This is a genomic window from Acinetobacter sp. AS23 (assembly GCF_023612055.1).
Taxonomy (GTDB): domain Bacteria; phylum Pseudomonadota; class Gammaproteobacteria; order Pseudomonadales; family Moraxellaceae; genus Acinetobacter; species Acinetobacter oleivorans.
This window is the reverse complement of the sequence record NZ_CP082274.1, coordinates 1,396,430-1,421,338: the sequence shown is the minus strand read 5'-3', so window position 1 is coordinate 1,421,338 and position 24,909 is coordinate 1,396,430. Positions and strand designations below refer to the sequence as shown.

The window sequence follows — 24,909 nt, the reverse complement described above, 5'->3', positions numbered from 1 at the left end:
TTTATGCGCCACTATACTGGAATTGATCAGCTCATTAACTCTTTTGATCAAGCATTACGTAGTCTTGTTCCGGGTGCAACAGCAGCACAGCGCCAAAATCCGGCCGAATCGGTTGAAGCAAAACTAGGTGTAGAAGATGCTCGTCATGTTGCAGGCTTAATGCGTGTTAACCATAGTGGTGAAGTATGCGCACAAGCCCTTTATCATGGACAAGCATTAACGGCGAAATTACCAAATGTACGCAAAGAAATGCAACAAGCAGCAATTGAAGAACAAGATCATTTAGCATGGTGTGAAGTTCGTTTAAAAGAGCTAAATAGTCATACCAGTTTATTAAACCCAATTTGGTATGGGCTTTCATATGGCATGGGCGCACTTGCTGGTATTGCGGGTGACAAATATAGCTTAGGTTTTGTGGCCGAAACTGAACGTCAAGTCAGCCTTCATTTACAAGATCATTTAAACCAGTTACCTGCTCAAGATGATCGTTCTCGTAAAATTTTAGAGCAAATGAATGAAGATGAATTACATCATCGCCATACAGCGCTTGAAGCAGGTGGTGTTGAATTACCATATGCAGTAAAAATTACGATGACTGCTATTTCAAAGCTAATGACAAAAACTAGTTATTATCTTTAAAAAAAATAAAGGATTGATCCAAATCGGATCAATCCTTTTTTAAATATTATTTTAAGCCATGATCGTATTTAAAACGCTCAATATCTCGAATTGAGTTCCAATAGTTTCGATTAATACGGTCACGATCATTTTGTAATTCTCTTAAAAGCTTACGATAACGTTCACGCTCTTCTGGCTTTAATTTTTCGTTATAAGCACTGTCAGAATATTGCTTAAACTTTTCGTCATAACGGTCATATTCATTTTTTGCATTATAGTAATCGGAAGCTGCCTGATAATACGGTCTTAAACGATTACGCTGCTCAACTGGGCACACATTGATATTGCCACTACCCTCTAAAGCGCTATAAAAAATGTTTGATGGCTGGCAATAATACCTTAGACCTTCTTTATATCCACGTTCATATGACTTTTGATCTGGAACAACGTTAGCTTTTCCGCACGCTTTATAATATTGATCTAAACGTGGTGATGAACCTTTCGAACCATCTTTCTCACCCACTAATGACCAATTCGCAGTCTTACATTCTTCTACGCTCATTGCAGCACAACCTGAAAGGCTGATTGCTAGAATGGCTAAACCGATATTTTTCATATTAAGAGAACTCAAAAAATAAATTTAAAAAAACGCAAAAATAAAATTCCAGTAAACACCCTAAAAGGTCCTGCTCTATTCAAAACTTCAAAAATAAGTGATTCACTGGATAAGTCTTAAGTTTAAATCAGTTTGACCCTCTCACCAAATTGAAAGGTCATAATTGTTAATATTGTTTAATTTAAAAAAGCAAATTCGCAGAAATTTGCTCACTCTTAAACGACCTTTATACACTAATTTTACTTAAAACAATTACCTCAAAAATTAATTACAAGCTTATGATTATTAAAATAAAAAACCAAAACCACTCATGAATTACTCTTTAATCATTTTACTCTTTTTTTACGCGATTAACTTCCAAGGCTAAGGTAGGATTTTAGCTAAATAACCACCAAGGTTTTTTATAATGAGTACGCATATTTACCCAAGTTTAAACTTACAAAATCCTCACTTTAAGGCATTTAAAATATCAGATGATTTTATTCCACCAACACAACCTCATATTTTCAATTCCGAGCTTTTTTTAAAAGAGGTTGATGATTATTTAAATTTATATCCTCATACCCAACACATTGATATTTGTCTGCACGACTTAAACGGACATATTCGTGGCAAACGGATTGATGTTAAAAGTTTAAAGAATCTCTCTAGTGGATGTTATTTTCCACTTTCTGTTTATGCCATGAGCCTAGATGGAAAAGTAATTGAGGAGACAGGTTTAGGAAAATATATTGGTGAACCAGATAGACTTTGCTTGCCCATTTTAGGCAGCTTGCAACCCAGTGCATTATCTCCTGAATCGCATGCCCAGCTTTACCTATCCATGCAAGAAGAAGATGGTTCAGATTGTCCCTATGAACCACGCAATATATTAAAAAAATTATTAAATCAGTTACATGCTACCAATTATTTTCCTGTCATGGCTGCTGAACTAGAGTTTTATCTTTTCTCACCTCATCATCAATCTGAAACATGTTTAGAAAACCAATGTTTTGATATAGATGCACCAAATAACTATCAAAAAGTTTTAGAAGAAGTTGAAAAAGCCGCTCTACTACAATCGATTGAAATTACCGCTATTGTTGCGGAGTCATCACCAGGTCAATATGAATTAAATCTTCAACACAGCCATGATATTTTAAAACTTTGTGATCAAATTAATGCCTTAAAAAGAATTGTAAAGCAAGTTGCAAGAAAGCATGACTTAACTGCCTGTTTCATGGCAAAGCCCAACTTAGCAAAGGCTGGAAGCGGCATGCATTTTCATATGAGTCTGCTTAATCAATACCATGAAAATATATTTAGCTCAGAAGTAGAAAAAGATGAGCTTTCCGTCAAATTACTAAACGCGATTAGTGGACTCATTGAGTTAATGCCTGCATCCATGGCGATTTTAGCGCCTAATATTAATTCTTATAGACGTTTTAAAATTGGTCATCATGTGCCATTAGAAGCCAATTGGGATACCAATAATCGTAATGTCGCAATCCGAATTCCATGCTCAGATGTACAAAATCAACGTTTAGAATATCGGGTTGCTGGAGCCGACTGTAACCCCTATCTGGTTGCAGCGACTATTTTAGCTGGCGTGTCTTATGGCTTATCTCATAAGTTACCGCTGCCAAAACCTGCACATCTTTTAAAATTTCAAGACGAGCACATTTTATTATCTAACAACCAACCAGAAGCCTTAAAAATATTTAAAGGAAGTCTTATTTTAAAAGGATATTTAGGCGCTGACTTTGTCGAACATTGGTACACAGTGAAACAGGCTGAATATCAAAATATTTACAGCCAAATGACTGAAGCAGAACAACATTGGGATATATAAATAAAAAAAGCAAAAAAACTATAAATCACTTTGCAAACCCTTAGGGAGAAATACCCTAAGGTTTTTTTATATCTAATGATTTTTCTGTTGAGCTAAAAAACGTAATCCAACACCAGGTTCAGTAGCAATATAGCGTGGTTGAATCGCGTTATCCCTCAGTTTACTACGTAACTTACCCACCAAAATACGTAAATAGTGAGTATCTTCCTGATGGGTTGGCCCCCAAAGTTCTTTTAAAAGCTGTGGCTGTGTTAAAAGCTGTCCTTGATAGCGCATTAATAGTGTCAAAAGTTGAAATTCTTTTCGAGTTAAAGTAATTGGCTGTTGCTCAACCCAAACTAAACGTTGCGTGACATCGACTTTAAGGTAGCCATCGTCATACACATGTGCTTCTTGCTGAATCGGTTGGTTTCTTAAAATGACACGTATGCGCGCTAAAAGCTCTTGCACACTAAAAGGCTTGGTCATGTAGTCATTTGCGCCAGCATCGAGCAAAGCAACTTTTTCATATTCATCGGCACGTACAGATAACACAATAACAGGCACATTCGACCAGCTACGTAATTCTTGGAGTACTTCTTTACCATCTAAATCAGGTAAGCCTAGGTCAAGAATAACCAAATCAGCACCTTGGGTCGCCAAAGTTTCTAGGCCTTTGTAACCAGTCTCACAGAGCGTGGTTTTGTATTTTTGTGTTCTTAAGGCGATGTCTAAAAATTTACGGATTTGAGGCTCATCATCAATAATCACAATACGTGTTTCTACAGGAGATGTTTCTGAAGTTATCATGACTTTACAACTTATTCTTTTACGGGATGAATGGGTAATCTAATTTGAATTAAAGTACCTTTATTTTGGCGCCCTGAAAATGCTTCTATTGTACCCATATGAGCACCAATAATTGCCTTTACGATTGTAAGCCCTAAACCTGTACCAAATTTTCCACGGTCTCCGCGCTCCATGGTGTAAAACATATCAAAAATGCGGTTTCTTTCGGCTTCAGGAATTCCTGTACCTTTATCTTCAATTTCTATTTTTACTTCATCTTCTGATGAAAGATGAGCACGAATCATGACTGGTTCATCTGGAGGTGAAAAGTTTGCCGCATTTTCTAAAACATTAAAAATGGCTTGCTCTACCAGTGCTGGGTGTACATATAAACTAATCGCTTGTTCAGGTAATTCAACCGACACTTGAGTATCTGGTTTATAGCGCTTTAAACGGCGGGTTGCAGAACCAATCAATTCATCCACACCAATCCAGTCTCTTTTTAAAGATAGACCTTCATGCCCCAAACGTGTCATATCAAGTAGATTTTGAATATAACGGTCTAAGCGTTCGCCCTCTAAATGGATGGTTTCGAGTAAATCTTGCTGGTCTTGTTCTGACATATCAGCTTTAAAATGGGCAAGTGTGTCTGCTGCACCAATAATAGAAGCAAGCGGTGAACGTAAATCATGCGATACCGAAGATAATAAAGCAGAACGTAATCGCTCTGTTTCACTGGTGACTTTTGCTTGTTCAAGTTCATTGACCAATTGGGTGCGAAGAGCTGCTTGTGCAATATACTCAATTACACTTTCCGTCAGTTTCTTTTGCTCAAAATTTAGAGAAACCACATCATCCTTAAAGTAAATTCCCACTATACCTAGGCTATTTTTCTGTTCTAGAAGAGGTAAAAACCACCAGTTTGACTGACTGAGTGTATCGGTAAAACGTCCGCACGGTTGTTGATGTTTTAAGCACCAATCTGCAGCGACTTTTTCTTTATCGCTTAGCTCTATATCAGATGAAATGACTCTATCTTGAATAGAAATCCACACCTTCGTTTGAAGTTGGGTTTCTAAAGTCATTCGGCCTGTTTGCATAACTTCTTCAAGGTTTACTGCACTAGAAAGCTTACGCGCTAAATCTTGCATTACCGTAGTGTAAGCATTGGCAGCTTTTAAGGATAAAACCTGCTGACGTAATTGAGAGGCCAAACGCCCAGCAATTAAAGCTGCCGCAAAAAAAGCCACAACAGTAACCACACCTTGGTGTGCTGAAATTTGTAGGGTAAAACGTGGAGCAATAAAGAAAAAATTATAGGCCAAGAAACAAATAAGAGCAGCTACTACCGCAGCAAGCATTCTAGTTTTCGTTGCTACAATTAAAACTGAAATAATAAAAATGACAGAAAAATCTTCAATACCTAAGAGAACTTCGGCAAAGTGAGCGATAAAAATACTGGCACATGTAACAGCTAGAACAAAAATACTTTCTTTTAATGATAAAAATGACGGCTTTTCAATCTGATTGATCTTCTTAGTACCCTGTTCTGGATGCAAAATGGTTAAAGCAATCGAGTTTTCTTGATTTAATAATTGTTGAGCTAAATTTTTCTTAAATAACTTTAACCACCACGGCGAAATACTTTTACCAATGACTAGATTGGAAATACCTCGATCAACGGCGGCATCCATTAATACTGACGCAACTCGATGCCCATATAAAACCTCTGTTCGACCACCGAGTTGCCGAGCCAATTCAAATGCACGATCAATCTCAATATATTCTTTTTTATATGAGTTTCCTGAACTCTGTCCAAAGTTCAAACTTTTAGCAACATTCACTACAGTCCATGTTGCCCCATAGCGTTCAGCTAGCCGACAACCTGCTCGTACTAAATATTCAGAAGAACCTTGTCCGTCTATCGCAATCATTAATTCATTTTGCAACGAGATAGACTTCAAACCTTTAGAGGCATAGCTCTCTTTTAAATCTGAATCGACATGTTCAGCAACGCATTGCATTGCCAGTTCACGTAAGGCAGTTAAGTTTGAAATGCTGAAAAAGCCTTGTAACGCCAGATTTGCTTGCTCTGGCACATAGACTTTTCCTTGATGGAGCCTTTCGATCAGTTCACTGACAGGTAAATCAATTAAGCGAATGTCTCGAATACGATCAAACACTCTATCTGGTACCGTTTCATTTACTCGAATCCCCGTAATCTGGTAAACAACATCATTTAGGCTTTCTAAATGCTGAATATTCATGGTGGTAAATACATCAATACCTGCGTCTAGCAATTCATTGACATCTTGCCACCGTCTTTCATGACGACTATTGGGTATATTGCGATGAGCCAACTCATCAACCAAAACAATTTCTGGATGCCTAAGCAAAATAGCATCGAGGTCCATTTCTTCTAAAGTATGCCCCTGATATTGCATTTCCTTTCTAGAAATTTGGGGCAACCCTTCCAAAATTTTTAGAGTTTCTATTCGTCCATGAGTTTCAACAATACCTACAACAACATCTGTGCCCTGTTGAAATAACTCTTTGGCGCGGGCAAGCATGGCATAGGTTTTTCCAACACCAGGTGCCGCACCTAAAAAGACCGTTAGTCGACCGGCTTGATATCTGTTGACATGATTTAATAAGGCCTCAGCCTGATTTTCGCGATTGCTTTGCACTTGATATCATCCGGTAAACTAACAACTTTATTTTTAAGTTAATGTGTAGATTGTAATTGATCTAAAGCAATATTGAGCTGTAATACATTAACACGAGCTTGCCCCAATACACCAAACTGCTTCGGTTCAATATGCTTTTGCAAAAGCTCTTCCACAATCTTAGGCTCTAAATGACGCGCTTGAGCCACTCGAGCAACCTGTAACTGAGCAGATTCAGGACTAATATGCGGATCAATACCACTCCCCGATTTAGTCACCAAATCGCTTGGAATCGGTGCATTACCTGTGTGATTTTGTTTTTTTACCGCAAGAATCTGAGCATCAATTTGTTGCTGTAGTTCAGGATTAGTACGAGCTAAGTTTGTACCTGCCATAGCCATCGGGTCATAAGCGACTGCTGAAGGACGCGGATGAAAATAAGCCTCTCCCACAAATGGCTGAGCGACTAATTTTGACCCTAAAACTTTATGATCTATTTCAATCAAACTACCATTCGCTTGATTGTTAAATAGCACCTGTCCCGCACCTGTAGCAATCGCACTATAAACAGCACCACAGCCAACTAAAGTAAAAATTAATAATCCCAAAGATGCTCTTAAGGTCTGACCCAAATTTGCTTCTGAATTTTGTACATAAGTTTTCATTTCAAACTCCAGATTACAAACCAAATAGTTGAACAATCACAACATCAATCGCTTTAATGGCAATGAATGGTAGAACCACACCGCCCACCCCATAAATCAACATATTTCGACGTAGTAACTGAGTTGCAGTTGAAGGTTTAAATTTCACGCCTCGGAGTGCAATTGGAATTAATAACGGAATAATAATCGCGTTAAAAATTAATGCAGATAAAATCGCACTGCTTGGACTTGCTAAGTGCATTACATTCAATACTTGCATTTGTGGAATCGCAGCAGCGAACAATGCAGGCAAGATGGCAAAGTATTTAGAGACGTCATTTGCTAAAGAAAACGTTGTTAAAGCACCACGAGTAATCAACTGCTGTTTACCAATTTCAACCACAGCAAGTAGTTTGGTTGGGTCAGAGTCTAAATCGACCATATTGCCAGCTTCTTTTGCAGCTTGTGTACCTGAGTTCATGGCTAAGCCAATATCGGCTTGTGCTAGTGCTGGTGCATCGTTGGTTCCGTCACCGACCATCGCAACTAAACGACCTTGTTGTTGTTCTGTGCGAATACAAGCCAATTTGTCTTCTGGTTTTGCTTCGGCAATATAATCATCTACACCAGCTTCAGCAGCAATCGCGGCGGCAGTTAATGGGTTATCACCTGTGACCATAACGGTTTTAATACCCATTTCTCTTAAACGAGCAAAACGCTCTTTAATGCCGTGTTTAATTACATCTGAGAGTTCAATTACGCCCAATACATGATGTTGATTTGCGACAACCAATGGTGTTGCACCTTTTTTAGCAACTTGTTCAACACGTGCTTTTAACTCTAAATCTTGAGAATAGTCTTCATCTACAAACTTTAAGATTGCATCTAAAGCACCTTTACGAATTTGGTCACCATTCGGTAAATTCACACCGGAAATTCGAGTTGAAGCACTAAAAGAGATAAATTCGGCTTGCTCAGGTTCTTGCTGTTTTAAACCTTGCTCTTTTGCTAACTTAACAATCGACTTTCCTTCTGGTGTTGGGTCGGCTAGTGAACTTACCCAAGCAGCAGCTCTCAACTCAGACTCGGTTACCGAAGTTAAAGGATAAAAAGAAGTCGCTTGACGGTCACCATAAGTAATGGTTCCTGTTTTATCGAGTAAAAGCACATCAATGTCACCCGCAACTTCTACCGCTTTACCTGATTTTGCCAAAACATTGGCTTTGAGTGCACGGTTCATCCCCGCAATACCAATCGCAGGTAACAAGCCACCAATGGTTGTGGGAATCAAGCAGACCAATAATGCTACGAGCACAACTGGATCAAGTTCAATATGCAAATACTTGGCAATAAATGGCAAGCTAATCACGACAATTAAAAACGTGATTGTCATCACCATTAACAAGAAGCCAAGTGCAATCTCATTCGGTGTTTTTTGCCGATTTGAGCCTTCAACCAAAGCAATCATACGGTCTAAGAAACTTTGACCAGATTCAGCAGTCACTTGCACAACAATACGATCTGTCAGAACTTTGGTTCCGCCAATAACACCTGAACGGTCTGTTCCAGCTTCACGTAGCACAGGTGCTGACTCACCTGTAACAGCCGATTCATTAATAGTGGCAAAGCCTTCTACAATCTCACCGTCGGCTGGAACAAGCTCACCTGCATGTACTTCAATAAAATCATTTAAATGAAGTTCAGTAGCTGCAACTTGAGTCGCTTGACGGTCTGTCAAAGAGTTGAGTCTTCGAGCCGTTAAATTTTCTCTTGCTGCACGTAATGAAGATGCCTGTCCACGACCTCTGGCCTCTGCAACTGCTTCAGCATAGTTAGCAAATAAAATGGTAATAAACAGAATTGCTGTAACCGCGAAACCAAATAACAGCGTGGTGTAACCTAAGATTGTACTAATGCCTGTAACCACTGTTCCAAGCCATACAATTGCCATCACAGGGTTTTTAATTGCATGCTGCGGTAGCAGTTTCACAAATGCATTTTTCCAAACTTCAAAATTTGGCACTGCCATGGTTTGTTTATGGCTATTTACATGAGTTTGTGTATTCATTTTCACTCGCCTCCTTAGCCTTTAACCAACAAAAGTTGATCGGCAATAGGCCCAAGGACAAGAACTGGCATAAATTGTAATAAGGTAAGCAACACAACAATCGTAATCAGCGTTAAAGCAAAGGTTGGAGTTTCAACTTGAAGACTACCTGCTGTTTCGGGTGCTTTTCTTTTTGCTGCTAAACGTGTCGCAATCATTAATGGCAAAATTAATGTCGGAAAACGTCCTAACAGTAGAGCGATACTACAAGTGACATTCCACCATACAGTGTTGTCTCCAAGACCTTCAAAACCTGAACCATTGTTGGCAAATGCAGAAACATATTCGTAGAACACTTGGCTAATACCATGTGGTCCCGGATTACTAATTCCAGATATGCCTGGAACGCTGAGGCTTAATGCTGTGAATGCAAGAATGACTAAAGGTTGAATCAAGATAATAATCGCGAGCAATTTAATTTCTGCTGCTTCAATCTTGCGCCCAAACAATTCAGGGGTACGGCCTGTCATTAAACCTGCAATAAATACTGCAAGTAATAGATAAATCATAAACTGTTGCAGACCACAGCCCACACCACCCCAAATCGCATTAATCAACATATTGATGAGTTCGACTAAACCAGTAAGCGGCGCAGAAGAATCATGCATCATATTGACCGAACCGTTATTCACCTGCGTAGTGATCGCTGCCCAAACTGCTGATGCAGCTGGTCCAAATCGTTGTTCTTTACCTTCCATTACGGCAAGCTGAGATGCTGTCGATGACATACTCTCAGACCAAACGGCGGCTGCACCTGAAATAAGCGACATGAAAAGCATGCTACCAAACACAAAGTAGGCAAACTTTTTACGCTGGGTAAAATGCCCAACCATAAAAATCACGGTAAGTGGAATAAGTAATATCGCAATCATTTCTAATAAATTAGAAAGTGGTGTCGGATTTTCTAAAGGCACACTACTATTTGGACCATACCAACCGCCACCATTGCTTCCCAATTGCTTAATCGCTACCATTGGTGCAACTGGACCTAAAGGAATTTTTTGGGTTTGAACTGTATTGGCTTTATCAATCAGCTGTACTTCTGGCCCGCCTTGGAAAGTCGCTGGTACACCTTGGCTGTTGAGCAATAAAGACCAGACAAAACAGAGCGGAAGCAAGAATCGGACTGTAGGGCGAATTACATCTGCCCAATAGTTCCCAATTAAAATTTGGTCTGGCTGCTCGGCAACATCGGCTGTAATATGGCTTGGACGCTGATAAAAGAAAGCTCTTAAGGTCGCGACAACTAAAGCCAACCCCATCATTGGAGTAATGACTTGCAAGCCCACAATACCTGTCATTTGCGACAAATAAGATAACTGAGCTTGACCAGAATAATGCTGTTGATTGGTATTAGTTAAAAATGAAATAACCGTGTGTAATGCTAAATCCCAACTCATATTTGGTGCATGATTTGGATTTAATGGTAGCCATGCTTGCGTCATAAAAATAGCAAAAACGGCCACAGCTAGAAAAACACAGCTAACAACAAATGCTAGCGAATATTGTTTCCAGTTCATTTTTTGTTGTGGAGATATACCTAACAAGCGATAAACAGGATTTTCAATCCAGCGAAATAATCCATCACCCCACATCGGCTGATTTGTCATCACTTTGGATAGATATTTACCGAGGCACCATGCTAGAAAAATAGCAATAAATAAAACAAGTATAAGTTCTAACATGGCTATTCTCCTCTATACCCCTTGGCTTGATTTGCCAAACTGGAAATAAGGAGAGATGAAGAAATATCATTTGTTTTAAGTCCGCATAAGACAATGCCAGACTGATGCAAGATGCGCATTTGAGAATTTATAAGCATCTTTATTGTCCTGAAATAACACTAATTTAGTGAATTTCAGTATGGATAAAATGCCCGTAAATTCTCTATTGAGGAAATTAAAGACCGCGTAAAGTTTGCGTAAAATCTAGTGTGAAAGCCTTTAAACTTTAAAATTAACGACTGGATAAAGCATGCTATCAGCCTTTAAGGTTTCACAAGGCCAAAGTTCATATAAAGGAATTTTTACATCAAGCGCCAAAGGTAATTTTTTAGAATTAAATTGCATATGTTCCAGATCACTTCCCCATGCAATCAAATCTACATCTAAAGAAATATGATGCGATGGACGAACACGTCCCGAATCTGACTCAAGTTTCTTTAAAAAAGATTCTATTTGGTCACACGATAAAGTGCTTTTTAATAGACATGCTGAATTCCAATAATCATCTCCAATACCATCTCGGCATGGAATTTGATAAACAGATGAAAACTGCACTTTCCCCAAAGTTGCTAATTGCGTATACGCAAAAGTAAAGTGCTGATCTGCGTCTAAATTACTCGCTAGGGCGAGCGCAAAAATTGTTTCTGGTGCGTTCAAGACGAATTCCTACAGCATTAGCTTCTGCAATGATGGCGGGCTTACGGATGGTTATGGTAATTTTTTCAATTGTTGAAAAGGTTTCAAACAAACATTTCAAAACAAGATGTGCTGCATGTTCAATTAATTCAGGTTTAGCTTGTTGAATAGTTTGAGCCGATAACTCACAAATCTGGGCATAGTTGAGTGTGTCCTCAAGTTTGTCAGACTCTGCTGCTCGGCTCAAATCATTATGGATGGTTAAATCCAACATTAAAGGTTGAATAATTTGTCTTTCCCAGTTGAAACAGCCAATCACTGTCTCAACCTTCAAGCCTTCAATAATAATGGCATCCATAAATTTAAACTGACCTTAGTGCTTTAACAACGAAGCAGGTTCCATATTTTGAACCATTTTCAAACGTTGGTCTGCATAAATATCAGTATATGGTGCGAGTACGCGCATAAAACGATCGAAATAAAGCATTTGCTTAAATAACAAGGCAAAATCACGTGGGAATTTAATACCGTGGCGCTCACCAACCCCTACCATATCCATCATAATATCGTTTAAATCGGCAGGATTAGTAGACAGAATCTGCTGTGGATCGGCCATTAATACGCCGTTAAACAAGCGCTCTAAATCTTGTGCCAATACATCAACATCAACTTTGTTATGAGTCATACCCATTTTCAGCATATTTTCAGCCATTGCCTGATAATCAGTTTTTTGCAATGCATCCATAAAGGCCATACATGCTGTCCAAACTTCTGGCTTTAACTGCCCCACTATACCAAAATCGATAAAACCAATTCGACCATCTTCAAGAAGCATTAGGTTCCCAGCATGTAAATCTGCATGGAAACTCTTACATAGCATTAAACTACCGAACCATGTATTCATGGCAGTAATCAGTACTTGCGATGGATCTTTAGCATATTGTTTTACAACACTAAAGTCAGTCAATGACACACCGTATAGGCGTTGCATGGTCAAAACACGACGTGTAGAAAACTGATGATAAACCTTAGGTGCAGTCGCAGCTTTGTTTTGTGAAATATTCAGATATTCAATAAAGTCATCTAAGTTTTGTGCTTCTTCAATGAAATCGACTTCCCGAACCATACGGCTTTTAATTTCATCGACAATTTCAGAAAGTGCAGCAAATTTGATTTTAGGTACAGCACGTTCAAGTAGCTTGGCAGCCCAATGCACCACACTTAAGTCTGTATATAAAATGGTTTCAACGCCAGGCTTTTGTACTTTAATAACAACATCTTCACCTGTGGTCAGCTTAGCTGCATGAACCTGAGCAATTGAAGCAGAAGCTAATGGTTTTTCATCGATATAGCTAAAAATTTGGCTTAAATCACGCCCTTCAAATTCAGATGCAAGCACACCTTGAATATAACTAAATGGCAGAGTTGGTGTCTGGTCTAAACAACCTTGAAATTCTTCTACATATTCTCGCGGGAAAAGCGATGGTGTACTCGCAATAAACTGACCAAGCTTAATATAAGTTGAACCAAGTGACTCAAAAGTCTCTCGCATGAGTTTGGCATTACTTGGTTTTTCAGTTGCGTATTTAATTCCAGCTTTGGCCGCAACCACTGCTGTTTCACCAATGCGGGCGACGGAACGTAATCCATCAAACAAAATATTTTTTTTCATATTTCTTCAAAACCAAATCATTCAGGTTGAGTGTAGCAAATTTTGTTTCATTTACTGATTAGCTTGCCTGACAAAGTGGACAATTTACATCTTTATCAAAACTAACAATACGTTGTGTCATATTTAAACCATCCCACAATAATAGTTTCTGCTTTAAAGGTGTACGATTTAAACCTAAATATAGCAAAGTGTGATGTGCTTGTAATGACGCTATCATTACAGGAGTAGTCGCAAGCACCCCTGATTCTGCACAGCGCAGTCCTTCATTGCTATGTTGTTCTTTCGGAAAAAGACATTCATAACAAGCTGAATCTCCTTCAACCATAAACATTTGTGCCTGAAAACCAATTGCTGAAGCACTAATTAGTGCGACCTGATGCTTCTTACAAGCTGCATTTACTAAATAGCGAGTTGTAAAATTATCACATCCATCTAGAACCACATCTTGGTGTTCAACCAGTCTATCAATGTTATGTTCGTCTAACCGTTCGTTATAGTATTCAACACAGATATAAGGGTTAATTTTCTGTAAACGTTTAGCCAAAATTTCTGCTTTATAACGTCCGATATCTTCATGACCAAATGCAATTTGACGCTGTAAATTACTTATCTCAATCGTATCTGCATCAATCAGCGTAATTTTCCCAACCCCTGCTCGCGCAAGTAGTTCTGCACTGCTACAGCCTATTCCACCAGCACCTACAATCAGCACATTAGCAAGTTTGAGTTTTTCCTGAGCTTCAATATCCCATCCATCAAGTAAAATCTGACGGCTATAGAGATGCATTTCTTCATCACTTAACTCTACAAAATCGATATCTTGAAGCTCGGTCACGCGTTAATCCTTTCACTTAGAAGCGAAATGATTTTATGACTAAGTTCGTCATTATGAAAGCTATAAAATAGAAACAACTTTTTTATTCTAATAAAGCTGATTTACCAACATTGCATCTATCAAGCTTTCTGCAACAATAGAAATATCTATTTTCTTTATTACTTAGGCTAAATATGACGCAATCATATATTGCACCTGTAGAGTTAGAAAAAGCTTATCGTTTATTAAATCATGGTCCAACTGTCCTAGTTTCTGCACAACATGGTGATGACCGCAATGTAATGGCTGCCGCTTGGGCATGTGCCTTAGAGTTCAAACCAGCCAAAGTGTCCGTGGTTCTCGATAAAAGTACTAAAACCCGACAGCTCGTTGAGCAAAGTGGCTATTTCACACTACAAGTTCCCTGCTATGCACAGCTCGATCTTACTCATCAACTTGGAACCATTAGTAAGTTGGATGATCCACAAAAACTTGAGCATTGTGGTGTTGAACTATTTTATCAAGAAGGTCTTACCAGCCCGCTTGTATCAGGTTGCATTGCATGGCTCGTATGTAAACTTATTCCAGAACCCCATAATCAGTCAGCTCATGATTTATTTATTGGTTCTGTTGTGGGTGCATGGGCAGATAGCCGCGTTTTTAGAGATGGGCACTGGCATTTTCAAGATGCACCGAAAGAACTTCGAAGTCTGCACTATATTGCTGGAGGAACCTTTTATTTAATTGGTGAAGAAGTCAAAGCACAGCTTTAATCATCAAAAAGCGAGTTTCATTTAAATTTTTGAAGTGTATTGAATCGAAGAATTCAACCTAGAAAATCTCTGCTCAATGGCAAAAGACCGCATAATAATTGCGGTCTTTTGCAATCAGTAACTATTTTTTAAAATCTCATATTTAAACTTGCGCAACTTCACGAGCAATCACTAAACGTTGAATATCGGAAGCACCTTCATAAATCTGGCTTACACGAACATCACGATAAATTCTCTCAACTGGGAAATCACTGACGTAGCCATAACCACCATGAATCTGGATCGCATCCGAACACACCCGTTCAGCCATAGTAGATGCAAACAGCTTTGCCATTGAGGCCTCTTTTAAACAAGGTAATCCCGTATCCTTTAAAGTTGCAGCATGTAAAACCAACTGATGTGCAGCTTCAATCTGGGTTGCCATATCGGCTAAGCGAAAACCAACCGCCTGATGCTGAACCAGCTCTACACCGAAGGCCTTACGTTCATTTGCATATTGGACAGCAGCATCAAAAGCCGCTCTTGCCATACCGACAGACTGAGCAGCAATACCAATACGTCCAGCTGCCAAATTAGATAATGCAATTTTATAACCTTCACCTTCTTGTCCCACCAAATTTTCTAAAGGAATTCGGCAGTCTTCAAGCGTAATGGTCGCTGTATCGGAAGCATGTTGCCCCATTTTGTCTTCAATACGAGTTACCAAATAACCTTGTGTATTGGTGGGTACAAGAAAGCACGAAATGCCTTTTTTACCAGCTTGTTTATCTGTAACCGCAAATACCAAAGCCACTTGGGCATTTTTGCCACTGGTAATAAATTGCTTTACGCCATTGAGTACCCAATGGTCGCCTTCTCGCTCGGCTTTACATAAAATCGCGCTCGCATCTGAACCAACATGTGGCTCAGTTAAACAAAAACATCCTAGCCATTCACCAGATGCAAATTTTGGCAAATAGGTTTGTTTTTGCTGTTCTGAACCGTATGCCAGTGTAATACCGCAAATCAATGAATTTTGAACACTTACGATAGTCGAAATAGCACCATCACCTGCGGCAATTTCTTCAATTGCAAGCACCAAAGATACATAGTCCATTCCCGCACCGCCCCATTCATTTGGAACGGTCATGCCCATAGCACCTAGTGCCCCTAAATCTTTTAATTCCTGAGCAGGAAACTCATGGGTTTTATCGCGATGTGCGGCTGTTGGTTTTAACTGATTCTGCGAGTAGTTACGCATCATCTCCTGAACCATACTTTGTTCAGCATTTAAGATCATTTCAACATCCTTATTTTTATTATTTTGCTGCCATACGAATTGCACCATCTAAACGGATGACTTCACCATTTAAATATGAATTTTCAGCAATATGCCCAACTAAACGAGCAAATTCTTCGGGTTTTCCTAAACGAGATGGATATGGCACCATTTGTCCCAAAGCATCTTGAACATTTTGTGGCATGCCCTTAAGCATTGGAGTTTCCATAATTCCTGGCGCAATGGTCATAATACGAATGGCATGTCGCGCAAGCTCACGAGCAATCGGCAATGTCATGGCAACAATAGCGCCTTTAGATGCTGAATAAGCTGCCTGACCAATTTGACCGTCGAATGCTGCAACGGAAGCAGTGTTTATAATAACGCCACGGTCTTCTTCACCTGATTCAACCGTATTTTTACTCATTGCATCTGCTGCAAAACGCAGCATGTTAAATGTACCTGTGACATTAATTTGAAGTGTTTTTGAAAATAACGCTAAATCATGAACACCTTCACGGCCAACTACTTTTGCAGAAGGGCCAATACCCGCACAGTTTACTAAGCCATGCAAACGACCATGTTTTACTAAAATATCTTTAAAGAACTGTTCAGCAGCAACTTCATCGGATACATCAAGTTTTACAAAATCAGCTTTTGGTCCTAATTGTTTCGCCTGCTGCTCACCTGCTTCTACATTCATGTCGACCAATGTGACTGAAGCACCTTGCTGGACTAAATACTCAGCTGTAGCAGCTCCTAAACCAGAGCCGCCACCTGTAATCACGAAATGTTTCCCTTGAATTTTCATTATTTACGATCCTATAAAAATGTTCTTTAACTTTAGTTGTGAGAGTAAAAGTTGTTGTTTTCCGATACAATTTCAAAAAGCCTCAATATGCTTGCAGCTTTTGATCAATCCAAATTTTAAATATGAAATATTTCACTTGAAATATATGAAGAAAATATGAGTCTTTGACATGGTTGTCCAATCTTCTTTAAGTAAAGGCACAATTTCGATTGCACTAGTACATGAAGCACTGAGTGCAGCTTATGCCAAAGGCCTAAATACACAAATAATTCTAAATAAAGCAGGCATTCCCGCTGAATTACTAATGTCTCCAAAGGCTCGTGTGCCTGTTACGACATATGCCCAATTATGGATAGAGCTTGCCAACGCCATGAACGATGAGTTTTTTGGTATGGATAGTCATCCCATGCGTCGTGGCAGCTATAAGTTATTGACTAAACTCGTCAGTACGGCCGAAACTTTAGAAAAAGCACTCTACGATATTTTGAAGTTTTTTAACTTTGTGCTTGATGACATGCGCGGAGAATTAATACGAGATCAAGAAAAAGCTTATTTGGTGATTCATGATCGTGAACAACCTAAACGCATGTTTAGCTATGCAACCTTTTTAATATTAGTACACGGACTTATGTGCTGGTTAGTAGACCAACGAATTGGCTTAAATAGTATTAGAGTACGTTGTCCTAAACCGAACGATATTCAGGATTATCTCGTACGTTTTGGTGAAGATATTCAATTTAATGCCGAGATAAATCGAGTTGAATTCGATGCCCACTATTTAGATATTAAAATTAAAAAAGATAAAAAAGCGCTTTATGATTTTTTAGAACAAACCCCACAAAATCTTTTAGTTCGCTTTAAAAATGAAAATGCCTTGAGCGTTCTTATTCGTCGTCATTTATTGAAACTCCACCCCGCCCAATGGCCCGAACTCAAAGATGTTGCAAAACAACTCAATATTTCAGAAGCCACCATTCAACGCCGTCTGAAACATGAAGGAGTCAGTTATCAACAAATTAAAAATGAAATCCGCTGTGATATTGCGGTTGAACGTTTAAGTAGAACGAATGATTCAATTCAAGATATTAGTGAAAATTTAAGCTTCCAAGACCCTAGCGCTTTTCACCGTGCCTTTAAAAAATGGACTGGCGTCAGTCCAGGTGCGTATCGAGATAATTTAACTGCACACAAGCAATAAAATCCATACTCAACGAAGCTTAAGACATAAAACCTTAAGCTTATGATATTTATGTCTTTTAAATTCAATATTTCAGATAAGTGTATTACTTAAAACTTAATAATCACTATAAAACATCAACTTATGATTTTCTCTAAACTTTTATCTTTCAAACTGATTTATAAATCAAAATAACTAAGTTTGTAAGCCATCAAACGCATGAAAGGATAATCTCTTATTTCATTTCGGTTCTATTTTTATCATGTCTTTAAAATCAAAATTTTCTTTATCAAAGACTTTGTTGGCATCAACATTGGGGTTTGTATTTGCTTCATCTGCTTTTGCAGCCGTTCCGACTACACTTAAACTTGATTATGCTTACTACGCACCAACCAGTTTAGTCGTCAAAGATCAAAAACTTCTTGAGAAAGCACTCCCAAATACTCAAATTAAATGGGTTTTCAGTCAAGGTAGCAACCGCTCATTAGAATACCTCAATAGTAACAGCATCGATTTTGCTTCTACCGCTGGATTAGCAGCTGTATTAAGCCGAGCAAATGGTAGCCCAATTAAAACTGTGTATGTACAAAACCAACCGGAATGGACCGCTCTTGTTGTTGCAAAAGACTCACCAATTAAAAGCCTAAAAGACTTAAAAGGTAAGAAAATTGCAGCCACCAAAGGCACAGATCCATTCTTATTTACACTACAAGCACTAGACACTGTAGGCTTGAGTAAACGCGATGTACAGCTGGTTCATTTACAGCACCCCGATGGAAAAACTGCATTAGAACGCGGTCAAGTAGATGCTTGGGCGGGGCTTGATCCATTAATGGCTTCAGCTCAAATTCAATCGGGTGCCAAATTGCTTTATCGTAATGTAGCATTTAATAGTTATAGCGTATTGAGTGTTAAAGAAGACTTTGCAAAGCAAAGCCCTGAAGCGGTTGAAGCCGTTATTAAAGCCTACGAACAAGCTAGAAAATGGGCAAAAGCCAATCCAGATAAAGTGGCAGCACTTTTAGCTCAAGAATCAAAACTCCCTCTACCTGTGGCTAAACTACAACTAAGCCGAACCAACTTTGATCAAAGCATTCCATCAGCAACTCAAGCACAAGCGCTAAAACGTTCTGGAAAAATTTTGACAGAAGAAGACTTGGTTAGAAACGGTACCAATGTCAATCAAGTGGTTGATCAGTTGTTAGATCCTCGCTTTGCTCAAAAAGTCGTGAAATAGTATATGAGTGATTCACTTAACAAAGCTGAGCTAAATCACTTCTTAGCTCAGCAGGCTTTAAAATCTCAGAAAAAGCATTTAAACAATAAATTTACACGTTGGTTTAAAGCGCTACTCATTCCACTCATCTTTTTAGCGGCTTGCGAGTTTTTAGTCAGAAATGGTTATATCGATGCTTATCTACTCCCTGCACCTTCTAGTTTATGGCAATCTTTTTTAGATTTAGCTTATAGCGACCTATTTGCCCATATTTATATTAGTACATGGCGTGTTCTGTTGGGCTTTATTATAGGAAGCGGTTTGGGTTTAATTTTTGCAATTTGGGTTGGATTAAGTAAAGAGGTAGAAGCATATTTAGAACCGACCTTTTCAGCAATTAAATCAATTCCAAGTCTTGCGTGGATCCCACTGCTATTACTTTGGTTAGGAATTGATGAGGGTTCAAAAATTACATTGATTGCAATTGGAGCTTTTTTTCCAACCTATACCAATACAGTTGCAGCAATTCACAATGTAGATAGAAAGCTCATTGAAGTTGGAAAAGTTTATCGGCTTAATGCTTTTCAGCGGATTATATCTATTATTTTACCGGCAGCCTCTCCGGGCATTTTAACGGGTTTACGCAACAGCTTAAGCTTATCTTGGATGTTTATGATTGCAGCTGAACTGATTGCAGCTACTCAAGGGATTGGTTATTTACTCTCTGATGGCCGAGAAACCTCTCGCCCAGATATTGTTATCATTGCAATTATTTTATTAGCCCTATTGGGTAAAGTAACCGATACCTTAATGAAACTTATTGAAAACTGGTTATTACGTTGGCGGGATACACTACAAAAGTAATTTTAAATCCAGCATGCCAAAGTGACTCGATCATTTTGGCCATAGTCTTGAATAGTTTTAATCTCACTAAAACCATGCTCAGCAAATATATTTCGAACAGCTTGCCCCTGATCATAACCATGCTCTAGTGCAATCCAGCCTTGTGGTTTTAACCAGTTCTTACCTTGAGCAATAATAATTTCAATATCAGCTAGTCCCTGATGGTCTGCAACCAATGCACGGCGTGGTTCTGTAGCCAAAGCTTGCATGTGTTCATCTTCAGGATCGATATACGGCGGATTAGAAACAATTAAATCAAACTTTTGTGGCTCTAGTGCTTCAAACCACGCGCCGCAAACGAATTTTACACGTTGCAAATTATGAGCTAGTGCATTTTCTTTTGCGACTTCTAAAGTAGGTGCATAAATATCAGTTGCTGTGACGAACCAATCTGGACGTTCACTCGCTAACGCAAGCGCAATTGCACCTGTCCCCGTTCCCAAATCCACAATATTTGCATTATTTGGTAAATTTAGATTTAAAACGGTTTCAACTAAAATTTCAGTATCAGGTCGTGGCACTAAAGTATCAGATGTTACTTTTAAATCGAGCGTCCAAAATGGCTGTGAACCCGTTACATAAGCTAAAGGTTCACCTTTTTGAATACGTTCAAGACCAGCTACATAGTCTTGCTCTTGTTGGGCAGTTAACTCTTGCTCAAGTCTAAACTTTAATTCAAGCGAATTGATTTTTAGAAAATGCTCAAGTAACCAAGCATTTTCTTGTCGTTCATAACTGTCAGGCTCACCACGAATTGCAAGCGCTTGAGCAATATTCATTAGCCGCCATTTTCCTGTGCAAGCATCGCAAGCTGATCTGCTTGATATTCACGATGTAAGCTATCGAGCAATTCAGTTAAATCGCCTTCCATAATTGCATCTAATTTATATAAAGTTAGGTTAATACGGTGGTCAGTCATCCGACCTTGTGGATAGTTATAAGTACGGATACGCTCAGAACGGTCACCAGAACCAACTAAATCACGGCGCATCTCAGAAGTCGCTGCATCGGCTGCCGCACGTTTTGCATTTTCTAAACGTGATACCAAAAGAGCCATCGCTTTAGCTTTGTTTTTATGCTGTGAACGTTCTTCTTGGCACTCAACTACTGTACCTGTTGGAATGTGGGTAATCCGTACCGCCGAATCGGTTTTGTTAATGTGCTGACCACCTGCACCAGATGCACGGTAAGTATCAATACGCAAATCTGCCGGGTTAATTTCAACGTTAGTATCAACATCAATTTCAGGCAAGATTGCAACTGTACAAGCAGAAGTATGAACACGGCCTTGTGATTCAGTGGCTGGCACACGTTGTACACGATGCGCACCACTTTCAAACTTCAAGCGGCCATACACACCATCACCATCTACACGGCAAATAACTTCTTTAAAGCCACCATGCTCGCCTTCATTTTCAGAAAGTACTTCAATACGCCAATTTTGTGTCTCGGCATATTTACTGTACATACGGAATAAGTCACCAGAGAAAATTGCAGCCTCGTCACCACCCGTTCCAGCGCGAATTTCTAAATAAGCTGCATTAGAGTCATTTGGATCTTTTGGAATCATCAAAATATTGAGCTGGCTTTCTAACTCTACAAGCAAATCTTTATTTGCTTGAATTTCTTCTTCTGCCATATCTTTAAAGTCAGGATCAGACTTCATCATTTCAGCAGTTTCAATGTCTTCTTCTGCTTGACGGTATTTGCCCCAAACTTCGGTAATTTCAGATAAATCACTATGTTCGCGAGACAATTTACGGAAACGTTTGTTATCGGAGATGACTTCCACATCTGCAAGCAACGCGGTAAGTTCTTCATGTCGATCACAGAGTTGATCAAGTCGTAAACGGAGTGACGCTTTCATAAGAGGAAATATCTCAAAAGTCCAAAAAGCTTATCAAATGCTATATAAATAGAAGATAAGCAAAATCGTAAAAATAGCGCATAGTTTACAGATTATGCAGCTTAAATGACATATATAATCAACCAATTCATCAACTTTCACTGTAAATAGCGACTTATCAATGTAATGATTTCAGATGAGATTTGCAGGTCACTCACGCCCCTTCTCTTTACTGTATGCACAACATAAACATATGTCTTCTGCGACAAGAGCTTTGATCAATTTTCTCTGTTCAGATCGCGAGTAATTAACTCATTAAAATTAAATGAGACTCATATTTATTTATATGGGTATTAAATATTCTATTTTAATAGAAAACATACAAACCAGACACTAAACTACAATAATGAATTGATGGTTCTCCATATTTTGAGAAACGTGTTTTGTTACATTTGCCGTAACAAAAGATATAGCGTCCTGCTGCTAAGGACACGGAGTAGAAAATGAAATTAAATGCTTGGTTATGTAGTGCTGTTTTAGCAACTTCTATGGTTACTGTAGCGCATGCTGACAACACAACACATGTAGCAGCTGCTTCTGCTTTAGGTAGTGTTGCTGGTACTGCAATTGGTAAAAGCATGGGTGGTACATCTGGCGCAACAATTGGTGCTGCTTTAGGTGGTGCTGGTGGTGCAGCAGTTGCAAGTGACCGTCGTCACCGTACAGAATCTGCAATTGGCGGTGGTTTAGGTGGTGGTGCTGGCTATACTGTTGGTAAAAGCATGGGTGGTACAAACGGTGGATACATTGGTGCTGCTTTAGGTGCTGCGGGTGGTTCTGCTTTAGGTAATAAAATTTCTAAAGACCGCGATTATGATCGCTCTTCTAAACACTGGAAGAAAAAACACCGTCGTCATCACTAATCAAATTTGATGAAACGTCTCTAAGCACCTTCGGGTGCTTTTTTATTAAGATCAATAAATATTCATAACCTCTCGCTTGCTCAGGATTTATCCATAAATTAATAGAAACCATACAAACAGACACAAAACTAACGTATCTCCTTTGCGGTTCTCCATAATTATCACGAAATTTTTTATTACATTTATCTCAAGATAAAAATACTGTCCTTCTCAGTAAAAGGACATGGAGCTGCAAGATGAAAATGAATATTTGGTTAGCTAGTGCATTAATTGCAACATCGTCTATGGTGACAGTTGCACATGCAGATAATGGTACTCGTGTTGCTGCAACCTCTGCATTAGGTAGTGTTGTTGGTACAGCAATTGGTAAAAGCATGGGTGGCACAACAGGCGCAACAATTGGTGCTGCTTTAGGCGGTGCTGGTGGTGCAGCCGCAGCGAGTGACCGTCGCAATCGTACCGAAGCTGCCATTGGTGGTGCTTTAGGTGGTGGTGCTGGTTATACCGTCGGTAAAAACATGGGTGGTACCAACGGTGGTTACATCGGTGCAGCGGTAGGTGCGGCGGGTGGTTCAGCGCTAGGTCGTAAAGTTTCTGAAGATCGTAACTACGATGATCGCTATGATCGTGGTAGCCGTTATGATCGAGATGATCGTAGATATGACGATGGTGACCGTCGTTACTATAGTAAAGGTGGCCATCGCCGTCATGACAATGGTTTACACCGCGGTTGGTATAAAAATCGCTAATACACATATGAAAAAAAGAGCACCTTCGGGTGCTTTTTTATTGAGATATGAAAGCCAATATCGAAAAAAAACGATATACATTACCCCTCATATATCGTAGTATTTCGATATACCCCTATTCGAGAATATCGCATGCGATCACTTCAAGATACCAAGTTTTCAATTTTGGAACTTGCTCCCATTCGTAATGATAAAACCATCGAATTTTCGTTACGTCATGCATTAGAGTTAGCTCAACATGCAGAGAAATTAGGTTATGAACGTTTCTGGCTTGCAGAACACCACAACATGGATGGAATTGCGAGCTCTGCTACAGCGGTCTTACTCGGTTTTATTGCAGCACATACACAGCATATTCGTTTAGGTTCCGGCGGTATTATGCTTCCTAACCATGCTCCTTTAGTTGTCGCAGAACAATTTGGAACACTTGCTACGTTATATCCAAACCGTGTTGAACTTGGATTAGGACGTGCTCCTGGTACAGATCAACTTACCATGCGAGCTTTACGTCGTGGTCATCAAGAAACAGAAGATCAATTTCCAAGAGATGTTGTCGAAATCTTAAAATATTTTGACGCGCCTCAGGCAGGACAAAAGATTATTGCAACACCAGGACAAAATACCCATGTTCCTGTTTGGTTACTTGGGTCTAGTCTTTTTAGTGCGCAACTGGCGGCAAAACTTGGACTTCCCTACTCATTTGCCTCTCACTTTGCCCCACGTATGTTAGGTCAAGCAATTCAGCTCTATCGAGAGAACTTTGAGCCTTCTGAGTACTTAGATAAACCTTATGTTTCAATGGGTGTACCTGTTGTTGTGGCAGATACAGATGAGGAAGCTCAGTTCTTAGCAACGAGTGCGTACCAACGTGTATTAGGTTTAATTCGTGGCGAAAGTTTAAAGCTTAAGCCGCCGGTTGAATCAATGCAGGGATTATGGAATACAGCAGAACAGCTTTCTGTTGAAAACTTCTATGCAATGGCGCAAATTGGTTCTGTAGATACAGTTCGCTCTGGTTTACAAAAACTTTTAGCGACATACGATGTTGATGAATTTATTTTCACATGCGATGTATACGATACAGCTAAACGTTTAGAAAGCTTTACACAACTAATGAATGTAAAAACAGAACATTAAACTCCGCTTCGCATGCCCAT

Annotated in this window: 23 protein-coding genes and 1 pseudogene; 10 read left to right on the top strand and 14 right to left on the bottom strand. The window is 39.2% G+C overall.

All coding sequences use genetic code 11. From position 1 onward, the window contains the following. Window positions 1-3 precede the first annotated feature (3 nt). On the top strand, window positions 4-639 hold the full coding sequence (coq7, locus tag K6I41_RS06635; RefSeq protein ID WP_004791519.1) for a 2-polyprenyl-3-methyl-6-methoxy-1,4-benzoquinone monooxygenase: 636 nt from the start codon (window positions 4-6) through the stop codon (window positions 637-639). A gap of 46 nt (window positions 640-685) precedes the next feature. On the opposite strand, the gene K6I41_RS06630 is transcribed toward coq7, so the two are convergent. Beyond that, a complete protein-coding gene (locus K6I41_RS06630; RefSeq protein ID WP_199987745.1) occupies window positions 686-1,234 on the bottom strand; it encodes a DUF2799 domain-containing protein in 549 nt (182 codons plus the stop codon). 406 nt (window positions 1,235-1,640) lie between these two features. Between K6I41_RS06630 and K6I41_RS06625 the strand changes: the two genes are divergently transcribed. Beyond that, window positions 1,641-3,065 (top strand): glutamine synthetase family protein, encoded by a 1,425-nt coding sequence (locus K6I41_RS06625; protein WP_250375450.1) that lies wholly within the window; start codon window positions 1,641-1,643, stop codon window positions 3,063-3,065. 72 nt (window positions 3,066-3,137) lie between these two features. On the opposite strand, the gene K6I41_RS06620 is transcribed toward K6I41_RS06625, so the two are convergent. The 9 genes from K6I41_RS06620 to K6I41_RS06580 form a co-directional block, all read right to left on the bottom strand. Beyond that, window positions 3,138-3,854 (bottom strand): response regulator, encoded by a 717-nt coding sequence (locus K6I41_RS06620; RefSeq protein WP_199942705.1) that lies wholly within the window; start codon window positions 3,852-3,854, stop codon window positions 3,138-3,140. Window positions 3,855-3,865: 11 nt separating this feature from the next. Next, window positions 3,866-6,520 (bottom strand): ATP-binding protein, encoded by a 2,655-nt coding sequence (locus K6I41_RS06615; protein ID WP_250375449.1) that lies wholly within the window; start codon window positions 6,518-6,520, stop codon window positions 3,866-3,868. A gap of 38 nt (window positions 6,521-6,558) precedes the next feature. Next, window positions 6,559-7,164 carry a potassium-transporting ATPase subunit KdpC gene (gene kdpC, locus K6I41_RS06610; protein ID WP_005306678.1) on the bottom strand — a complete coding sequence of 202 codons (606 nt, stop codon included), beginning with the start codon at window positions 7,162-7,164 and terminating at the stop codon, window positions 6,559-6,561. A 13-nt stretch (window positions 7,165-7,177) separates the two neighbouring features. After that, window positions 7,178-9,217, bottom strand: coding sequence for a potassium-transporting ATPase subunit KdpB (gene kdpB / locus K6I41_RS06605; protein WP_250375448.1), 2,040 nt, complete (start codon window positions 9,215-9,217; stop codon window positions 7,178-7,180). 8 nt (window positions 9,218-9,225) lie between these two features. Further along, window positions 9,226-10,935, bottom strand: coding sequence for a potassium-transporting ATPase subunit KdpA (kdpA, locus tag K6I41_RS06600; protein WP_250375447.1), 1,710 nt, complete (start codon window positions 10,933-10,935; stop codon window positions 9,226-9,228). 258 nt (window positions 10,936-11,193) lie between these two features. Beyond that, on the bottom strand, window positions 11,194-11,631 hold the full coding sequence (locus tag K6I41_RS06595; protein ID WP_250375446.1) for a 2-amino-4-hydroxy-6-hydroxymethyldihydropteridine diphosphokinase: 438 nt from the start codon (window positions 11,629-11,631) through the stop codon (window positions 11,194-11,196). Continuing rightward, window positions 11,588-11,968 carry a dihydroneopterin aldolase gene (gene folB / locus K6I41_RS06590; RefSeq protein WP_250375445.1) on the bottom strand — a complete coding sequence of 127 codons (381 nt, stop codon included), beginning with the start codon at window positions 11,966-11,968 and terminating at the stop codon, window positions 11,588-11,590. Before folB ends, K6I41_RS06595 begins: the two co-directional genes overlap by 44 nt. A gap of 15 nt (window positions 11,969-11,983) precedes the next feature. After that, on the bottom strand, window positions 11,984-13,282 hold the full coding sequence (locus K6I41_RS06585) for an ABC1 kinase family protein (RefSeq protein ID WP_250375444.1): 1,299 nt from the start codon (window positions 13,280-13,282) through the stop codon (window positions 11,984-11,986). Between the two features lie 58 nt (window positions 13,283-13,340). Next, window positions 13,341-14,117 carry a HesA/MoeB/ThiF family protein gene (locus tag K6I41_RS06580; RefSeq protein WP_004791496.1) on the bottom strand — a complete coding sequence of 259 codons (777 nt, stop codon included), beginning with the start codon at window positions 14,115-14,117 and terminating at the stop codon, window positions 13,341-13,343. Between the two features lie 173 nt (window positions 14,118-14,290). Here K6I41_RS06580 and K6I41_RS06575 point away from each other — a divergent pair, with 173 nt between their 5' ends. After that, window positions 14,291-14,869: a flavin reductase family protein gene (locus K6I41_RS06575; RefSeq protein ID WP_191900061.1), complete on the top strand. Its 579-nt coding sequence runs from the start codon at window positions 14,291-14,293 to the stop codon at window positions 14,867-14,869. A 142-nt stretch (window positions 14,870-15,011) separates the two neighbouring features. Here the strand turns inward: K6I41_RS06575 and K6I41_RS06570 are convergent, their stop codons facing one another. Next, window positions 15,012-16,148 carry an acyl-CoA dehydrogenase family protein gene (locus K6I41_RS06570; RefSeq protein ID WP_250375443.1) on the bottom strand — a complete coding sequence of 379 codons (1,137 nt, stop codon included), beginning with the start codon at window positions 16,146-16,148 and terminating at the stop codon, window positions 15,012-15,014. Between the two features lie 19 nt (window positions 16,149-16,167). Next, window positions 16,168-16,938, bottom strand: coding sequence for a 3-hydroxyacyl-CoA dehydrogenase (locus tag K6I41_RS06565; protein ID WP_250375442.1), 771 nt, complete (start codon window positions 16,936-16,938; stop codon window positions 16,168-16,170). A gap of 169 nt (window positions 16,939-17,107) precedes the next feature. Here K6I41_RS06565 and K6I41_RS06560 point away from each other — a divergent pair, with 169 nt between their 5' ends. From K6I41_RS06560 to K6I41_RS06550, 3 genes are all read left to right on the top strand, one after another. Beyond that, entirely contained in the window at window positions 17,108-18,136 is a 1,029-nt protein-coding gene (locus tag K6I41_RS06560) for an AraC family transcriptional regulator (protein ID WP_250375441.1), read from the top strand. A 241-nt stretch (window positions 18,137-18,377) separates the two neighbouring features. Further along, entirely contained in the window at window positions 18,378-19,352 is a 975-nt protein-coding gene (locus K6I41_RS06555) for an aliphatic sulfonate ABC transporter substrate-binding protein (RefSeq protein WP_250375440.1), read from the top strand. A gap of 3 nt (window positions 19,353-19,355) precedes the next feature. Next, the gene (locus K6I41_RS06550) at window positions 19,356-20,195 is read left to right on the top strand and encodes an ABC transporter permease (RefSeq protein WP_250375439.1); all 840 of its coding nucleotides are present in this window, start codon (window positions 19,356-19,358) and stop codon (window positions 20,193-20,195) included. 2 nt (window positions 20,196-20,197) lie between these two features. On the opposite strand, the gene prmC is transcribed toward K6I41_RS06550, so the two are convergent. Both prmC and prfA read right to left on the bottom strand, forming a co-directional pair. Further along, entirely contained in the window at window positions 20,198-21,013 is an 816-nt protein-coding gene (gene prmC / locus K6I41_RS06545) for a peptide chain release factor N(5)-glutamine methyltransferase (protein ID WP_250375438.1), read from the bottom strand. After that, window positions 21,013-22,101 (bottom strand): peptide chain release factor 1, encoded by a 1,089-nt coding sequence (gene prfA / locus K6I41_RS06540; RefSeq protein ID WP_005306718.1) that lies wholly within the window; start codon window positions 22,099-22,101, stop codon window positions 21,013-21,015. The genes prmC and prfA overlap by 1 nt, the downstream gene beginning before the upstream one ends. Before the next feature lie 181 nt (window positions 22,102-22,282). Here prfA and K6I41_RS06535 point away from each other — a divergent pair. From K6I41_RS06535 to K6I41_RS06520, 4 genes and pseudogenes are all read left to right on the top strand, one after another. After that, window positions 22,283-22,387: pseudogene (locus tag K6I41_RS06535) on the top strand (LysR family transcriptional regulator); the annotation flags it as partial. A 196-nt stretch (window positions 22,388-22,583) separates the two neighbouring features. After that, window positions 22,584-23,003, top strand: a complete 420-nt coding sequence (locus tag K6I41_RS06530; RefSeq protein WP_005306721.1) for a glycine zipper domain-containing protein — start codon at window positions 22,584-22,586, stop codon at window positions 23,001-23,003. Window positions 23,004-23,239: 236 nt separating this feature from the next. After that, window positions 23,240-23,752 carry a glycine zipper domain-containing protein gene (locus K6I41_RS06525; protein ID WP_192835486.1) on the top strand — a complete coding sequence of 171 codons (513 nt, stop codon included), beginning with the start codon at window positions 23,240-23,242 and terminating at the stop codon, window positions 23,750-23,752. 132 nt (window positions 23,753-23,884) lie between these two features. Then, window positions 23,885-24,889, top strand: coding sequence for an LLM class flavin-dependent oxidoreductase (locus tag K6I41_RS06520; RefSeq protein ID WP_192835485.1), 1,005 nt, complete (start codon window positions 23,885-23,887; stop codon window positions 24,887-24,889). Window positions 24,890-24,909: the final 20 nt, after the last annotated feature.

What these genes read in the sequence shown, in the direction of transcription:
- prmC (WP_250375438.1), bottom strand. Translation starts at nt 21,013, where the DNA reads ATGAATATTGCTCAAGCGCTTGCAATTCGTGGTGAGCCTGACAGTTAT.
- folB (WP_250375445.1), bottom strand. Translation starts at nt 11,968, where the DNA reads ATGGATGCCATTATTATTGAAGGCTTGAAGGTTGAGACAGTGATTGGC.
- K6I41_RS06620 (WP_199942705.1), bottom strand. Translation starts at nt 3,854, where the DNA reads ATGATAACTTCAGAAACATCTCCTGTAGAAACACGTATTGTGATTATT.
- kdpA (WP_250375447.1), bottom strand. Translation starts at nt 10,935, where the DNA reads ATGTTAGAACTTATACTTGTTTTATTTATTGCTATTTTTCTAGCATGG.
- K6I41_RS06570 (WP_250375443.1), bottom strand. Translation starts at nt 16,148, where the DNA reads ATGATCTTAAATGCTGAACAAAGTATGGTTCAGGAGATGATGCGTAAC.
- K6I41_RS06520 (WP_192835485.1), top strand. Translation starts at nt 23,885, where the DNA reads ATGCGATCACTTCAAGATACCAAGTTTTCAATTTTGGAACTTGCTCCC.
- prfA (WP_005306718.1), bottom strand. Translation starts at nt 22,101, where the DNA reads ATGAAAGCGTCACTCCGTTTACGACTTGATCAACTCTGTGATCGACAT.
- K6I41_RS06625 (WP_250375450.1), top strand. Translation starts at nt 1,641, where the DNA reads ATGAGTACGCATATTTACCCAAGTTTAAACTTACAAAATCCTCACTTT.
- K6I41_RS06530 (WP_005306721.1), top strand. Translation starts at nt 22,584, where the DNA reads ATGAAATTAAATGCTTGGTTATGTAGTGCTGTTTTAGCAACTTCTATG.
- K6I41_RS06630 (WP_199987745.1), bottom strand. Translation starts at nt 1,234, where the DNA reads ATGAAAAATATCGGTTTAGCCATTCTAGCAATCAGCCTTTCAGGTTGT.
- kdpC (WP_005306678.1), bottom strand. Translation starts at nt 7,164, where the DNA reads ATGAAAACTTATGTACAAAATTCAGAAGCAAATTTGGGTCAGACCTTA.
- K6I41_RS06550 (WP_250375439.1), top strand. Translation starts at nt 19,356, where the DNA reads ATGAGTGATTCACTTAACAAAGCTGAGCTAAATCACTTCTTAGCTCAG.
- coq7 (WP_004791519.1), top strand. Translation starts at nt 4, where the DNA reads ATGCGCCACTATACTGGAATTGATCAGCTCATTAACTCTTTTGATCAA.
- K6I41_RS06525 (WP_192835486.1), top strand. Translation starts at nt 23,240, where the DNA reads ATGAAAATGAATATTTGGTTAGCTAGTGCATTAATTGCAACATCGTCT.
- K6I41_RS06585 (WP_250375444.1), bottom strand. Translation starts at nt 13,282, where the DNA reads ATGAAAAAAAATATTTTGTTTGATGGATTACGTTCCGTCGCCCGCATT.
- K6I41_RS06575 (WP_191900061.1), top strand. Translation starts at nt 14,291, where the DNA reads ATGACGCAATCATATATTGCACCTGTAGAGTTAGAAAAAGCTTATCGT.
- K6I41_RS06565 (WP_250375442.1), bottom strand. Translation starts at nt 16,938, where the DNA reads ATGAAAATTCAAGGGAAACATTTCGTGATTACAGGTGGCGGCTCTGGT.
- K6I41_RS06555 (WP_250375440.1), top strand. Translation starts at nt 18,378, where the DNA reads ATGTCTTTAAAATCAAAATTTTCTTTATCAAAGACTTTGTTGGCATCA.
- K6I41_RS06560 (WP_250375441.1), top strand. Translation starts at nt 17,108, where the DNA reads ATGGTTGTCCAATCTTCTTTAAGTAAAGGCACAATTTCGATTGCACTA.